Origin of the sequence: Amycolatopsis sp. lyj-346 (assembly GCF_046548975.1) — a bacterium.
In the GTDB taxonomy this organism is placed as follows: Bacteria; Actinomycetota; Actinomycetes; order Mycobacteriales; family Pseudonocardiaceae; genus Amycolatopsis.
Window position 1 is genome coordinate 534180 of record NZ_JAJPWT010000003.1, and the last position, 13732, is coordinate 547911.

Annotated in this window: 16 protein-coding genes; 8 read left to right on the forward strand and 8 right to left on the reverse strand. The window is 70.0% G+C overall.

From position 1 onward, the window contains the following. Positions 1–24: 24 nt before the first annotated feature. Positions 25–1323: an aspartate aminotransferase family protein gene (locus tag ACLJQE_RS14235; RefSeq protein ID WP_410639801.1), complete on the forward strand. Its 1299-nt coding sequence runs from the start codon at positions 25–27 to the stop codon at positions 1321–1323. Positions 1324–1386: 63 nt separating this feature from the next. Here ACLJQE_RS14235 and ACLJQE_RS14240 read toward each other — a convergent pair whose 3' ends face one another. Together ACLJQE_RS14240 and ACLJQE_RS14245 are read right to left on the reverse strand one after the other, a co-directional pair. Continuing rightward, positions 1387–1581, reverse strand: coding sequence for a DUF397 domain-containing protein (locus ACLJQE_RS14240; RefSeq protein ID WP_410639644.1), 195 nt, complete (start codon positions 1579–1581; stop codon positions 1387–1389). A gap of 2 nt (positions 1582–1583) precedes the next feature. After that, the gene (locus ACLJQE_RS14245) at positions 1584–2435 is read right to left on the reverse strand and encodes a helix-turn-helix domain-containing protein (RefSeq protein ID WP_410639645.1); all 852 of its coding nucleotides are present in this window, start codon (positions 2433–2435) and stop codon (positions 1584–1586) included. A 116-nt stretch (positions 2436–2551) separates the two neighbouring features. Between ACLJQE_RS14245 and ACLJQE_RS14250 the strand changes: the two genes are divergently transcribed. Genes ACLJQE_RS14250 through ACLJQE_RS14265 form a run of 4 tightly spaced genes read left to right on the forward strand, consistent with a single transcriptional unit; the run spans position 2552 to position 3932 of the window. Next, positions 2552–2827, forward strand: a complete 276-nt coding sequence (locus tag ACLJQE_RS14250) for a hypothetical protein (protein ID WP_410639646.1) — start codon at positions 2552–2554, stop codon at positions 2825–2827. After that, positions 2817–3104, forward strand: a complete 288-nt coding sequence (locus ACLJQE_RS14255) for a hypothetical protein (protein WP_410639647.1) — start codon at positions 2817–2819, stop codon at positions 3102–3104. Before ACLJQE_RS14250 ends, ACLJQE_RS14255 begins: the two co-directional genes overlap by 11 nt. A gap of 34 nt (positions 3105–3138) precedes the next feature. Then, entirely contained in the window at positions 3139–3462 is a 324-nt protein-coding gene (locus ACLJQE_RS14260; RefSeq protein ID WP_410639648.1) for a helix-turn-helix domain-containing protein, read from the forward strand. Continuing rightward, on the forward strand, positions 3459–3932 hold the full coding sequence (locus tag ACLJQE_RS14265; protein WP_410639649.1) for a Scr1 family TA system antitoxin-like transcriptional regulator: 474 nt from the start codon (positions 3459–3461) through the stop codon (positions 3930–3932). The genes ACLJQE_RS14260 and ACLJQE_RS14265 overlap by 4 nt, the downstream gene beginning before the upstream one ends. 152 nt (positions 3933–4084) lie before the next feature. Here ACLJQE_RS14265 and ACLJQE_RS14270 read toward each other — a convergent pair whose 3' ends face one another. Next, on the reverse strand, positions 4085–4708 hold the full coding sequence (locus tag ACLJQE_RS14270; RefSeq protein ID WP_410639650.1) for a dTDP-4-dehydrorhamnose 3,5-epimerase family protein: 624 nt from the start codon (positions 4706–4708) through the stop codon (positions 4085–4087). 94 nt (positions 4709–4802) lie between these two features. Next, complete coding sequence (locus tag ACLJQE_RS14275) at positions 4803–6014, reverse strand: glycosyltransferase (RefSeq protein ID WP_410639651.1); 1212 nt, start codon at positions 6012–6014, stop codon at positions 4803–4805. Positions 6015–6150: 136 nt separating this feature from the next. Between ACLJQE_RS14275 and rfbH the strand changes: the two genes are divergently transcribed. The 3 genes from rfbH (at position 6151) to ACLJQE_RS14290 (ending at position 9139) form a co-directional block, all read left to right on the forward strand. Further along, positions 6151–7458, forward strand: a complete 1308-nt coding sequence (gene rfbH / locus ACLJQE_RS14280) for a lipopolysaccharide biosynthesis protein RfbH (protein ID WP_410639652.1) — start codon at positions 6151–6153, stop codon at positions 7456–7458. Between the two features lie 74 nt (positions 7459–7532). Then, the gene (locus ACLJQE_RS14285; protein ID WP_410639653.1) at positions 7533–8798 is read left to right on the forward strand and encodes a cytochrome P450 family protein; all 1266 of its coding nucleotides are present in this window, start codon (positions 7533–7535) and stop codon (positions 8796–8798) included. 11 nt (positions 8799–8809) lie between these two features. After that, positions 8810–9139: a non-heme iron oxygenase ferredoxin subunit gene (locus ACLJQE_RS14290; protein WP_410639654.1), complete on the forward strand. Its 330-nt coding sequence runs from the start codon at positions 8810–8812 to the stop codon at positions 9137–9139. Positions 9140–9265: 126 nt separating this feature from the next. On the opposite strand, the gene ACLJQE_RS14295 is transcribed toward ACLJQE_RS14290, so the two are convergent. The 4 genes from ACLJQE_RS14295 to ACLJQE_RS14310 all read right to left on the reverse strand — a co-directional run bounded on the left by ACLJQE_RS14295 (position 9266) and on the right by ACLJQE_RS14310 (position 13722). After that, on the reverse strand, positions 9266–10588 hold the full coding sequence (locus tag ACLJQE_RS14295) for a cytochrome P450 family protein (protein ID WP_410639655.1): 1323 nt from the start codon (positions 10586–10588) through the stop codon (positions 9266–9268). A gap of 342 nt (positions 10589–10930) precedes the next feature. Next, the gene (locus ACLJQE_RS14300) at positions 10931–11431 is read right to left on the reverse strand and encodes a nuclear transport factor 2 family protein (RefSeq protein ID WP_410639656.1); all 501 of its coding nucleotides are present in this window, start codon (positions 11429–11431) and stop codon (positions 10931–10933) included. Positions 11432–11664: 233 nt separating this feature from the next. Continuing rightward, positions 11665–12483 carry an SAM-dependent methyltransferase gene (locus ACLJQE_RS14305; RefSeq protein WP_410639657.1) on the reverse strand — a complete coding sequence of 273 codons (819 nt, stop codon included), beginning with the start codon at positions 12481–12483 and terminating at the stop codon, positions 11665–11667. 57 nt (positions 12484–12540) lie between these two features. Beyond that, positions 12541–13722, reverse strand: coding sequence for a cytochrome P450 (locus tag ACLJQE_RS14310; protein WP_410639658.1), 1182 nt, complete (start codon positions 13720–13722; stop codon positions 12541–12543). Positions 13723–13732: the final 10 nt, after the last annotated feature.

Below are 13732 nucleotides of genomic sequence, written 5' to 3' on the forward strand. Positions count from 1 at the left end.
GCCAGGAGGAACCCGATCGTGACGATGACCGTGCAGAAAGCGCCGTCCCAGCTGCTGGCGGCCCGGCTGCAGATACCCCCGATCCCCTACAGCCACGCCGCCGGGTCGTGGGTGTACGCCTCCGACGGCACGCGTTACCTCGACGGCGCCAGCGGGATCGTCAACGTGAACATCGGCCACGCCCACCCCACGGTGGTCGAGGCGCTGCGGGACCAGGTCGGCACCTGCACCTACGCCAGCCCCGGCACGTTCGCGCCCGACCTGATGGAGCAGCTGGCCGCGGCCACCGCGCGGGCGGTGCACCGGCCGGACGACCGGGTCATGTTCACCCCCACCGGCACGCACGCGACGGAATCCGCGATCGCGCTGGCCCGGCTGGTGCAGCGGGCCCGCGGCGAAGAGGGACGGCACAAGATCCTGACGTCGACGCTCGGCTACCACGGCAACAGCGCGTTCGTGCTCGCGCTGTCCGGCCACCGGTCGCGGCGGCCGCACGAGGACGACAGCTTCGGCCTCGCCCCCGCGTTCAACCCGCCCTACCCCGGCCAGCACCTCGACTGCCCGTTCCCCGCCTGCCGCGTCGAATGCGTGCGGGCGGTGCGCGACGCGATCGTCGCGGCCGGGCCGGAGACCGTCGCCGCGGTGCTGATGGAACCGGTCAACGGCACGACCGGCGGCGGGTACGTGCCGCCGGCCGGGTACCTGAAAGCGCTGCGCGAGGTCTGCGACGAGTTCGGCGTCCTCGTCATCCACGACGAGGTCCTCACCGGGCTGGGCCGCACCGGGCTCCCGCTGGCCTCGCACCACACGCCGGGCTCGGCGGCGGACATCGTCACGCTGTCGAAGGGCCTCGGCGCGGGGTACGTCCCGCTGGCGGCCACGATGATCTCGCCGAACCTGGCCGAGGACATCATGACGAGCGGCAAGTGGCTGCCGCTGATGGGCACGATGTCGGCGACGCCGCTGCAGGGCCGGGCCGGGCTGGCGGTGCTGTCGGTGCTGGAGGACCTCGGCGCCCTCGAGCGCGACGAAGTCCGCGGCGCGGCCCTCGGGCGGCTGGTGGCCGACGCGGTGCGCGGCCAGTCGGTGGTGACGGACGTCCGCGGGCTCGGTTACTTCTACGGGATCGAGCTGGCGCCCGGGACCGTCGGCGACGTCATGCGGATCACCCGCGCCCAGGGCCTGCTGCTGTACCCCTACGTCGGGTTCCGCCCCGACCGCACGGGTGAAGGCCTGCTGGTGGCGCCGCCGCTGAACGCGACCGACTCCGACCTGGACTTCCTCGGCGAGACGCTGCGCTCGGCGCTGCACCAGCTGAGCTGACCGGCCCGGATTCGCGCAAGGGCCCCGGCGTTCACGCATCGCCGGGGCCCCGCTGTCAGCCGGTCACTTCGCGGCGACGCTCGCGCGGAACGCGGACCAGGTGGCCGGCGTGACCACGAGGGTCCCGCCGTCGCGGTCCTTGGTGTCCCTGATGCCCACGACCGGGGCACCGAAAGCCACCTCCACGCAGGTGCTCTCGCCGCCACTAGACCAGCTGGACTTGCGCCACACGGCGCCCGACAGCTCGTCGTAGCTCACTGTCATCCTCCTGCCACCAGAGCGTCTATACGTTGCTCCAGCAGCGCGATCGTCTCACGCTCGCCAGCGGCGTTGATGGCCAGGGAGTCGAATGTCAGGCGGTAGACCTCGAGGACGTTCGCGCCGGACAGACAGTCCGTTCGGGTGAGATCTTCGATATTTACCCAGTGGGTGGCGGCGCCGCCGAGGTCGAGCGTCAAGTACGTGAAGCCGACGCCCAGCGACGCGTGCTCACCCGCGCTGAACGGGAAGATCTGCATCGTCACGTTGTCGAGGTCGGCGAGTTCCCGCAGGTGCCTGAGCTGCTCGAGCATTGCCTTCGGACCACCGGCCATGATGTGGAGCGCGGCTTCGCCGAGTACAAGGTGGACCCGCGGCGGGTTCTCGCGGTAAAGCAGGCTGCGCCGCCGCATCCGCGCTTCGACGACCTTCTCGACGTCGGCCGCCGCAACCACAGGTGACCGCGAAATCAACCGCCGGGCGTACTCCTCCGTCTGGAACAGGCCGGGGATCAGCTCGCCCTGGAAGATCTCCAGCTTGGCCGCGTCCTGTTCGAGGCCGAGAAATGGCCTGGACCACTCCGGAACCTTGCCGTAGCTCCCGCGCCTGCGTGCCTGCTGGCCGATCTCGCGCAGCTCGACCGCGGTCGCCTCGTCGGCACCGAAGAGGTCGAGCAGCTTGTCGACCTCGGCGACCTTGAGCGTGGCCTGCCCGTTGTCCACCCGGCTCAGCTTCGAGAGATCCCAGCCCATCTCGCGCGCGACCGCCTCGCGGTCCATCCCGGACGCCTCGCGCAGCGCCTTGAACTTGCGTCCCAGTGATACGCGGTACGCCGCCGGACCGGTTCCACTCATGGCGCGAAGGGTTACCGGGCGTGAACTTCGCGGCGCGCTCAGGTTGCGTAAGTCGCATATGCAGGTTTGCCGTGTGACCTACATCAACCACGTTAGATGCAGGTAGAGGGCCGATGATGAGCGACCAGGTGCGGGGCAAGGCGACGGACCGGATCGAGTACGCGGGCGCGCACTGGTACGCCCGGCGGCTGGCGCCGTCCGGCGAAATCCACTGGTTCTACGGGCCCCGGCTTCGTCCCGGTGTCGAGAAGGCGCTGGCCTGGTGCGGCCTCCGCGAGAACCGCGCGCCGGAGTTCGTCGCAGCGGAACAGGTGGGCACGACGCCCGGGAACGCCCCGCCCTGTGCGACGTGCTCGCACCTCGCGCCGCTCCCGGCCGGAGGTGCCCGGTGACCACGCTCGACGAACGACCCCGGACACCCCGGCCCGCCCCCGGTGGGAGTGGCACCTCTTCGAGGCCGACGGCTGGGCCCACCTGTACTCGGTCGCCGAGCTGGCCGATTCGCGGCTGGAACTGCTGCGCCCACGGTGCCTGCAGGATGCGCCCTTCCCGCTCGAACACGACCGGCCGAGCATCGATCGGCGGCGCCTGCGGGCACCGGGACGCGGCTGGACCTGCCCGGCGTGCGCGCCCACGCCTCATCGAGCCTGCGCCGCCAAAGCCCCGTGAGCACGCCCATCGAACGAAGGGAGCGGTCCGAACCGTGACCGACGCAGCACCCTTGCCAGCTCTCATCGTCCTCGCGAGCGGGCTCCGCGAAGCCCGCACCCGGCGCGGCATCAAATTACGCCGGCTCGCCGACATGCTCGACCTCCACCCGGGCGTGCTGTCGGCCTTCGAACTCGGCAGACGCACTCCCCCGGCCACCACCGTGGCGCACATCCTCGGTGTGCTGAGGTCGCCGAACACCGTGCGCGACCACCTCGTCGACCTGGCCGCCGGGCTCACGAACGCGACTTCATCGACCACACCGGACACGACGAAGACCTGCTGCGCGCCACGTACGAACAGCGGGCGACCCACGTGACCGAGTGGTCGCCGTCGTTGATCCCGCAGTCACTGCAAACCGTCGGCTACGCCCAAGCGTTGCGGGAGACCGGGCTGCTCGACCCCGACACCGCCGACCTGCGATCCCTCGCCCGGACGGTGCAGCAGACCACTGCGCCGAACGAGCCGGGGCCGCGGCACACGTTCCTGATCGGCGAAGCCGCCACCCGCGCCGAAGCCGGTTCCCCCGCCGTGCTGCGCGACCAGCTCGACGCGGTGACCGCCTTGACCCGGCACCCGCGCATGTCCGTGCGGTTCGTCCCGGCGACCGGCTGTCCGTCCGGCCTGGTCGAACCGTTCACCTTGTACGAAGACCGCGCCGGCGCCTTCGCGATCGCCGTGCGGCATCACCAGGGCGCCGTGTTCCTGACCCACGACGCCGCATTGGCGACCTACCGGAAGACCGCCCGATCACTGCAACGCCGCGCCACGGAAAACGGGTGGCCGTGAAAGAGCTCCCGGCCGGCGGGTCCTGCCTCCCCAGGCGGCCCGTCGGCCGGGGTCCCACCTCCCCGCCGCGGGGAGGACGGTGCCCCCGGCGGCTCACGCAGCCGGGGGCACTGTGGCTCAGGAAGCAGCGGGGCTCAGGGAAGCAGCGGGGCTCAGGAAGCGGCGGCCGCCTCGCTCAGCCGCACGCGGGCGGCCCGCAGGGCCAGGCACTCCTCGTACCGCGGCAGCAGGCCCAGCTCACCGGCCTCCCGCAGGGTCGGCGCGGCCGCGTCACGCTCGGACAGGATCGGCTCGCCCGGCAGGTTCAGCGGCAGGCCGATCTCGGGGTCCAGCGGCTGCACGGTGAGCACCTCCGCCGGCCGGTAGAGGTCGGACAGCAGGTACTGGACGCACGTGTCGTCCTCCAGTGCCACGAACGCGTGGCCGAGGCCCTCCTCCACGTACACCGCCGTGCCGCCGTACTGGTTGAGCACGATCATGTCCCACTGGCCGAACGTCGGCGAGCCCGTCCGCACGTCGACGACGAAGTCGAGCAGCGAACCACGCAGGCACGTCACGAACTTGGCGAGGCCGGGCGGGGTCATCGCCCCGTGCACGCCGCGGACGACGTTGCGGCACGACGTCGAGACGTTGGTCTGCAGGAATCGCGGCCGGTAGCCGAGCGCCTCGCTCAGCACGTCTTCGCGGTAGACCTCGAAGAAGTCGCCGCGGTCGTCGCCGAAGGACTTCGACGAAACGAGGTGTGCGCCGTCGATGCCGAGCGGCCGTACGGTCATGCTGCGGGTGCTGACACTGCCCATGGCCATCTCCGGGGGATGCGGGTCCGGCCCGCGCCCTCGGCTGGACGCGGGCCGGAACTCGGGTGTCCGCTTAGGACGCTTCCTGGACGAGCCGCTCGATGCGCAGCGCCACCTCGTTCGGCGAGGGCAGGGCGGCGATCTCCCGGGCGAGCCCGCCCGCGGCCGCGGCGAAGGCCGGGTCGGCGACCAGCTCGCCGCAGGTCTTCGCGATGACCTCGCTCGTGGCTTCCTCCGGCGAAAGCACGACCGCGGCGCCGGCTTCGGCGAGCCGGCGGGCCATGTCGCCGGCGCGGTAGAGGTTGGGGTCGGGGATCAGCACCTGGGGCACCCCGAAGGACAGGCCCGTCATCATGGTGCTGCCGCCGGTCTGGTGCACCAGGACGTCGCAGGTGGGCGCGACGACGTCCAGCGGGATCCAGCCCGCGCGCACGTTCTTCAACCGCTCGCGCAGTTCCGGCGCGGCGTCCTCGGTGACGGCGACGACGACTTCGGCGTCCAGCGTGGCGATCTGCTCGACGACGCCCTGCAGGAAGTCGTACTGGTTGTAGTTCGCGACCCCGGTGCCGACGGTGACGCCGATCCGGGTGCCGGCGCCCTTCGTGTACATCCACGGTTCCAGCACGGCCTGCGAGTTGCCCGGGATCCACCGCATCGGCTGCGCGGAGGCGGCTTCCGGCGGCAGCAGGCTCGGCGGCGCGATTTCGATCGTCATGGCGGGCTCGGGCAGACCGGTCAGGCCGAGCTCCGTCAGCTGGTCGCGCAGCTGCTCCTCGGCGCCGGAGTCCATCAGCCGCGGGCTGTGGATGTCCCAGGCGTGCCGCACGTACGGCACGCCCAAGTGAGCGGACAGCAGCGGGCCGGCGTAGGAGGTGACACCGCTGATGATGACGTCCGGGCGCCAGTCCTTGCTGAACGCCAGCAGCGCGTCGAGGGTCACGTACTCCATGTGCGCGTACCAGCGGCCCGCCATGACTTCGCGTTCTCTGGGGTCTTCCGGCACGTGCGTCAGGCCGCTCTCGGCGATGACCTGCCGCGGGGACACCCCTTCGGCGGTGGTGCGCACGGCGGACAGCCCGACGCCGGCGATCGTGTCGAGCATCTCGTCGACCGACGCGGTCGTCATGACCTGGTGCCCGGCGTTGCGCAGGGCGTTCGCGAGCGGGACGTGGCTGAACACGGTCGACGGGGCGACCCCGGCGAGATTAAGAACCTTCACAAGATCGTCCTCCCAGGGGTGGCTCGTGGTCGGCTCCAGCTTGCCCACGCGGGGGCCCGGGGCCATCACCAACGCGGGTAGTCTCCGCCGCTCGCCGGGCACGGCCCTACCACGTTGGGGGATGTCGCTCGACCCCGGCGCTTCTAGCGTCACTAGAGCGTTAGGTCCGCAACCGCACTCGACCGCAGGGGATCGATACGACATGGTCGACTCAGACCGATCGGACCTGCTGGCGCAGGTCCGCGACTACCACGACGCCCAGTCCCCCGGGCCGGCACCGTTCATCCCGGGGCAGACGCCGATCCTGTCGTCCGGGGCGGTGCTGGACGCCGCCGACCGCGAAGCCCTGGTGGCCGCCGCGCTCGACCTGCGCATCGCCTCCGGCACCATCGCGACGAAGTTCGAGTCGGCCTTCGCCCGGAAACTGAAGCGGCGCAAGGCGGTGCTGACGAACTCCGGCTCGTCGGCGAACCTGCTGGCGCTGAGCACCCTGACGTCGCCGACGCTGGGCGACGAGCAGCTCAAGCCGGGCGACGAGGTCGTCACGGTCGCGGCCGGCTTCCCGACCACGGTGAACCCGATCCTGCAGAACGGCATGATCCCGGTGTTCGTCGACATCGAGCTCGGCACGTACAACACGACGGCCGAGCGGGTCGAGGCGGCGATCTCCCCGCGCACCCGGGCCATCATGATCGCGCACACGCTGGGAAACCCCTTCCCCGTCGCGGAAATCGCCGAGATCGCGAAGCGCCACGGCTGCCACCTCATCGAGGACAACTGCGACGCCGTCGGCTCCACCTACAACGGGCAGCTCACCGGCACGTTCGGCCGGTTCTCCACGGTGTCCTTCTACCCCGCCCACCACCTGACCATGGGTGAGGGCGGCATGCTGCTGTCCTCGGACATCAAGCTGGCCAAGCTGGCGAAGTCGTTCCGCGACTGGGGCCGCGACTGCTGGTGCGAACCGGGCGAGGACGACCGCTGCCTGAAGCGGTTCGAACTGCACCTCGGCACGCTGCCGGAGGCCTACGACCACAAGTACGTCTTCTCCGAGGTCGGCTACAACCTCAAGAGCACCGACATCCACGCCGCGCTCGGGCTGAGCCAGCTGGCCAAGCTGCCGGACTTCATCGACGCGCGCAAGCGCAACTGGCGTCAGCTGCGCGAAGGCCTGGACGGCCTGCCCGGGCTGATCCTGCCGGAGGCGACGCCGGGCAGCGACCCGAGCTGGTTCGGGTTCATCATCACGGTGAAACCGGACGCGGGCTTCGACGTCCCGGAGGTCGTCGACTACCTCGAGGCGCGCAACATCCGCACCCGGCGGCTGTTCGCGGGCAACCTCACCCGTCACCCGGCCTACATCGGCAAGCCGCAGCGCATCGCCGGCCCGCTGACCAACAGCGACATCGTCACCGAGCGGACGTTCTGGATCGGCGTCTACCCGGGGATCACCACCGAGATGATCGAGTACGTGATCGGCACGCTCAAGGAGTTCGTCGCCACGCACTGACCGCGCGCGTGTCCACAAGGGACTGTGTCACGAGAAACCGTGCGCTGCCGGATCCAACACGAAAGGAAGAACCCATGACCACCACTGCCGAGACTTCGGCCGAACCGGTCGACCTGTTCTCCCCGGAAGTGGTCGCCGACCCGTGGGGAGCGCACGCCGCGGTGCGTGAGGCGCCGACGCTGCAGATCGGCGGCTTCATGGGCGGGCCGCCCATGTACCTGGCCGCCCGCTACGAGGACGTGCGCCAGGTCCTGATGGACCAGCGGTTCCAGTGCAACCCGCTGGCCGACTCGCCCGCCGAGGACATCCGGAACGGCGTGTTCCGGCACCTGGACATGCCGGAGGAGCTGATCCCCTGGCTGAAGAACCTCATCAACGCTTCCGACGGCGAGGAGCACGCCCGGCTGCGCAAGCTGGTCTCCTACGCGCTGACCGCGCACCGGGTCGGCAAGTTCCGCCCCCGCGTCGAGGCACTCACCGCCGAGCTGCTCGACAAGCTGGAAGCGGCCGGTGGCGACGGCACGCCGGTCGACCTCGTCGAGTCCTACTGCTACCCGCTGCCGGTCACGGTGATCTGCGAGCTGGTCGGTGTCGACGCGGAAGACCGGCCGCAGTGGCGCGCGTGGAGTGACGCGATGGCCACCCTGGACGGCAAGCGGCTGCCGGAAGAGGTCCGCAAGACGCTGATCGCCGCGCGCGGGATGATCGAGCGGCGGCGGGCCGAGCCGAAGGACGACATGGTCACCGCGCTCGTCGAGGCGCAGGCCAAGAACCCGGGCATCGCCACCGACGACGAGCTGGTCGGCGTCCTGTTCAGCCTGGTCACCGCCGGGCACCAGACCACGACCTACCTGATCGGCAACTCGGTGCTGGCCCTGCACGAGCACCCCGACCAGCTCGCCCGGCTGAAGGCGGACCCGACGCTGTGGCCGCAGGCCGTGCGCGAACTGCAGCGCCTGGGCCCGATCCAGTTCGGCCAGCCGCGGTTCGCGACCGAGGACATCGAGGTGGGCGGCACGGTGATCCCGCGCGGGATGCCCGTCGTGCCGCTGATCATGGCGGCCAACAGCGACCCGCGGAAGTTCCCCGAGCCGGAGAAGCTGAAGATCGACCGGCTCGCCGTCGGCAGCGAGAGCCACCTCGGCTTCGGCAAGGGCATCCACCGGTGCCTCGGCCAGCACGTCGCCTACCTGGAGGCGGAGGTGGCGCTGCGCGGGCTGTACACGCGGTTCCCGGACATGACGCTGGCGGTGCCGCGCAAGGAGATCCCCTGGATCCTGCGGCCCGGCTTCACCCGGACCAAGGACCTCCCGGTGCGGCTCGTCCCGCCGGCGTCCTGAACGGAGAAACCATGGGTACGCCGAAGGTGACCAAGGTGTGCACGCTGTCCGAGCTCGACGACCGGAAGCCGTTCGCCGTCAAGGTGGGGGACGTCCCCGTCGTGCTGGTGCGCGACGGGGACGAGGTGCACGCCCTGCGGGACGAGTGCTCGCACGCTTTCCAGCGCCTGTCCGACGGCGAGGTGACCGACCAGGGCATCGAGTGCTGGATGCACGGTGCGTGCTTCGACCTGCGGACCGGTGAGCCGTCCGTCGCGCCGGGCACCGACCCGGTGGACGTCTACCGGGTCCACGTGGAAGGTGACGACGTGTTCGTGGACGCCGGCACCGCCGTCAACTGATCGTCCGGGAAAGGCCGTTCACGGTTTCCTGCCGGGAACGGCCTTTTCGCGCGCCGTGCGTGCGCCACGAGAAGTGGCCGGCGAGCAAGCTCGCCGGCCGCTTCGGGCTGGGTCGGTGCCGCGGTGCTAGGCCCCGGCCGTGCCCTTCAAGCGCACGGGCAGGCGCTTCAGCCGCCACGAGCCGGGCATGTTGCCGCGGTCCAGCTCCTCCGGGGGACCGGTCAGCTCCATGTCGGGGAAGCGGTTGATCAGGCCGGTGAACGCCACCTCGAACTCCTGCTTGGCCAGGTGCGCGCCCAGGCAGTAGTGCAGGCCGGCGCCGAACCCGACGTGCAGTTCGCGCTGCCCGTCGGTCTGGCGGCGGATGTCCAGCCGCATGGGGTCCTCGAAATGGCGCGGGTCGTAGTTGGCCGCGACGAGCATGCCCATCGTCTTCTCGCCCTGCTTGATCTTCGCGCCGGCGATCTCGACGTCCTCGACCGCGTGCCGGAACTGCGTGCTGTGCAGCGCGCCGCACCAGCGAAGCAGCTCGTGGACCGCCCCCGGCATGAGCTCGGGCTCGGCGCGCAGGGCGGCCAGCTGGTCGGGGTGGGTGAGCAGGGCGATCATGCCGTTGCCGATCGTCTGCGCCGTGTTCTCGGTGCCGGCCAGCACCAGCGTCAGCACCATCGTGATCAGCTCGTTCTCGGTGAGCCTGCCACCCTCGTCGTCGTGCGCGTTGATCAGCCCGGTCAGCAGGTCGTCGGCGGGCTCGGCGCGGCGCAGCGCGACCAGTTCGGTGATCTGGTCGACCATGCCGCGCATCGGCTCGTTCTGCGCGCCCGGAACGAGCGAGAACGCGTCCTTGCCCCACTGCCGCCACTGGGGCCAGTAGCGCTCGGGAATGCCGATCAGCTGGCAGATGACGTTGATCGGCAGCTTGTAGGTGAAGTACTCCAGGAGGTCGACGACGCCGATGCCGTCCTCGTCGTCCACGGCCGCCTGGCGCTCCAGGTCGTCCAGCAGGCGCGCGGTGATCTCCTCCACCCGCGGCCGCAGGTCGTTGACGCGCCGCGCGGTGAAGGCCCGCGAGACCAGCCGGCGCAACCGGACGTGGTCCTCGCCGTCGGCGTCGAGCAGGCTGCTGGTGAAGATCTTGATGTACTTCTCTTCGAGCCCGAGCGCCTCGACCAGTTCTTGGTGGACCTTGTCGACGTCCGCACCGGGCACACTGCCCGGGTTGTTCGCGAACCGCTTGTCCGCCAGCATTTCCTTGACGTCGTCGTAGCGGGTGAACAGCCACAGCGGAGTGGTCGAGCCGGGCCACATGGCGCGGAAGACGCGGGCTTCCTCGCGCAGCCGCGAGTACCCCCCGAACGGATCTCGGAGCAGCTCCGGGGCGTTCATGTCGAGGGGGCAGCTCCCGCTGCTGCCGGTGTCCACGGGGCAGGTCTCGCTGCTGGTATCCATGTTTCCCCTCCCGAGGGGCGGTCAGGTGAAGTGTTGCTGCGCAAGGAAAGTCCAGCCAAGATTCGCCCAGCCGTGACGCCGGAACCATTACCCACGTGGGTAGTTCGAGGCGCCTTTGGCCTGGTAGAGGCCGCAAATCGGGATCTTGGTCGGGGTTTTGCGCGAGATGTCCGAAGTGTCCTTTTCGGAGAGAGGGACTCTCCACTCCGGACTGCCGGGAAAGTTTCCGGAAACGAGTCGGCCGCGAACCACGCCTCTCGCGAGAGACACGATTCGCGGCCGATTCAAATCCGGGCCCCCAGTCGGTGGGTCAAGCCACCGGCTGTGCTCAGAACCTCTTCGTCACTGCCCGGCGGGTGCCGGGGCCTGCGCGGCCCAGAGGACTTCGCCTTCGACGTTCGACAGGCGCCAGCCCTCCGGCGTGCGGACGGCTTCGTAACGCATCAGCGAATTGACCGTCGTCGTGGGCTCGGGGCCCATTTTGCCCTGCGGCGTCTTGCTGCTGCCGATGAGCTGGTCCACGAACGCGCGCACGGTGGCCTTGTCGCCGTTCACGTCGACGAGGACGTTGGTCACGACGTGCTGGGCACGGTCTTCCTGCTTGGCCGCTTCCGCCGTCTGGGCGATCACCTTGTCGCGCCCCGTGGTGACACCGAAGGGGGTCTTGACGACGACGCCCTCGGCGAGCACCGAGTTGAGCTTGTCGAACTGCCGGTCCTCCATCGTGGCGTAGAACCGGTAGATCTGCTGGGTGATCTCACCGCGGTCGTCGGCCTTGGGGGTGTCCGCGCCGGAAGCGCTGCCGGCACCGCAACCCGCGGTGACGAGGGCGGCGAACAGCACCGCCAGCAGCCCGCCCGCACGGAGGGACCCACGCCTGGTCCGACCGACTCTGCCTGAATTCATTGTCTTGCCGTCTCCTGCCTTGTTGCGGTCATTGCTCTTCTGGTGGGATGGGGAAACTCCGCCTTTGACGGAAAGCAAAGGCGAGGACGACGAACGCTAGCAGAGGCAGCCGGGCGCCCACCGGGGAATGCGCAAATCGACCCCGTCCCGCAACGGAAAACCGGCAGGGCTCACGCTTTGCGGGCAGTCAGCAGGACGTACCCCACCGCCGGCTCGTCGTCGAACTGGCGGAACCGCGAGAGCGTGGTTTCGTACTGCTGCAACCCGATGTGCTGCAGCGCCTGCTCACGCAGCGCCTCGAACCGCTCCGCCGCCTTGCCCCACGACGGCCGGGTGCGCTCGCTGACGTCCTCGACGGCCTCGGGCACCAGCCCGGCCGCCCGGAGCCGGGACCGGTACTCGTCGAGTTCGACGAGCTTCAGCGCACCCATCTTGACCAGGTCCACACTGGAGGCGTCGGCCGTCTTCCCGCCGGTGCTCCGGAGCATGAAGTCGCCGATGGCGATCCGGCCGCCCGGCCGCAGCACCCGGGCCGCCTGCCGGACCACGTGCCACCGGTCCGGCATGTGGTGCAACGATTCCAGCGCCCAGACCACGTCGAACGACTCGTCCGGGAACGGCAGCTCCATCGCGTCGGCGAGCTCGAACGACAGCCGCCCGGCCAGCCCGGCGGCGGCCGCGCGGTCGTTCGCCCGGGCGATCTGCCCCGCGGCGATCGAGATCCCCACCCCGGTGATGTCGTGGGCCGCGGCCAGCCGGATGGCGGGTTCGCCGATGCCGCAGCCGATGTCGAGCAGCCGGTCGCCCGGCTCGATGGTCAGCAGGCCGGCCAGCTCGTCGGTCAGCCGGGTGGTGGCGTCCTCGAGCGTCATGTCGCCGGCAGAATCGTCCCAGTAGCCGTGGTGCAGGTTGTCACCCCACAGCTGGTCGAGCAGATCCGCGAAACTGTCGTAGGCCTCGCCGACCTTGAACGGCGCCGGATTCGTCACCAGTACTCCTCAGCAGAAGTTCCTCGGGCGGGTGTTGCACGCGACCACGGGCGCCGCTCAGCCGGGGAAACCGGTCAGCAGCGGGAGTTTGTCGATCCCGGTCATGATCGGGATGGTCTTGAACACCGGGCGGTCCTCCGGATCGGTGCGCAGCCGCGGGAAGCGGTCCAGCAGGGTGTTCAGCGCGATGCGGCCTTCGAGCCGCGCCAGGGGCGCGCCCATGCAGAAGTGGACCCCACGCCCGAAGGAAAGGTGGTTGTTGGGGTCGCGGGCCGGGTCGAAGGTTTCGGGTGCGGGGAACGCGCTCTCGTCCCGGTTGGCCGCCGCGAGCCACACCATCAGCAGCTCGTCGGCGGGAATCCGCTGCCCGCTCAGCACCACCTCTTCGTTGGTGAGCCGGGAAACGGCGGCGAACGGCGGGAGCAGCCGCAGGGACTCTTCGATCACCGCCGGTACGAGCGAGCGGTCGGCGCGCACCCGGTCCTGCCACTCCGGGTAGGTGTCCAGGCAGAGCACCGCGTTGCCCAGCAGCATGGTCGTGGTGATGTGCCCGGTGAGCAGCAGCACGAAGCCGAAGTTCACCACTTCCGCGTCGCTGAGGCGCTCCCCGTCGACTTCGGCTTCGACGAGCTTGGAGAGCAGGTCGGTGCCGGGGTTCGACCGGCGCCGCTCGACGTGCTCGGCGATGTAGCGGAGGACTTCCTCGGCGCCGTCCATGACGACCTTCTCGTCGCCGTCCGCCTCGATGAAGATTTCTTCGCGGCCGCGGAACATCATGTCCACCCACTGCTTGAACAGCGGGTGGTCCTCGGTGGGCACCCCGAGCAGCTCGGCGATGACGATGACCGGCAGCGGGTAGGCCAGCTGCTCGACCAGCTCGAACCGGTCGCGCTCGCCGACCGTGGCGAGCAGTTCGTTCGTCAGCTCGGTGATCCTCGGTTCGAGCCCCGCCACCACCTTCGGGGTGAAGACCCGGCTCACGATCTTGCGGAGCTTGGCGTGCGGCACGCCGTCCATGCGCAGCAGGTTGCCCTCGTTGACCCGGTCGTCGATGGGGATCTTGCGCTGGACCGCCGAGGAGAACGTCGCCGGCTCGTTGAGGATCCGCAGCGCGTCGGCGTGGCGGTAGACGTTCCACACCTTGGTGGCCGGGTCGAAGGCGACCGGTTCGGCAGGCCGTCCCCCGTGCAGCCAGAACAGCGACTGCGGGGCTCCCCAGGTGTCGGCGACTGCGACCATGACGTTCCCT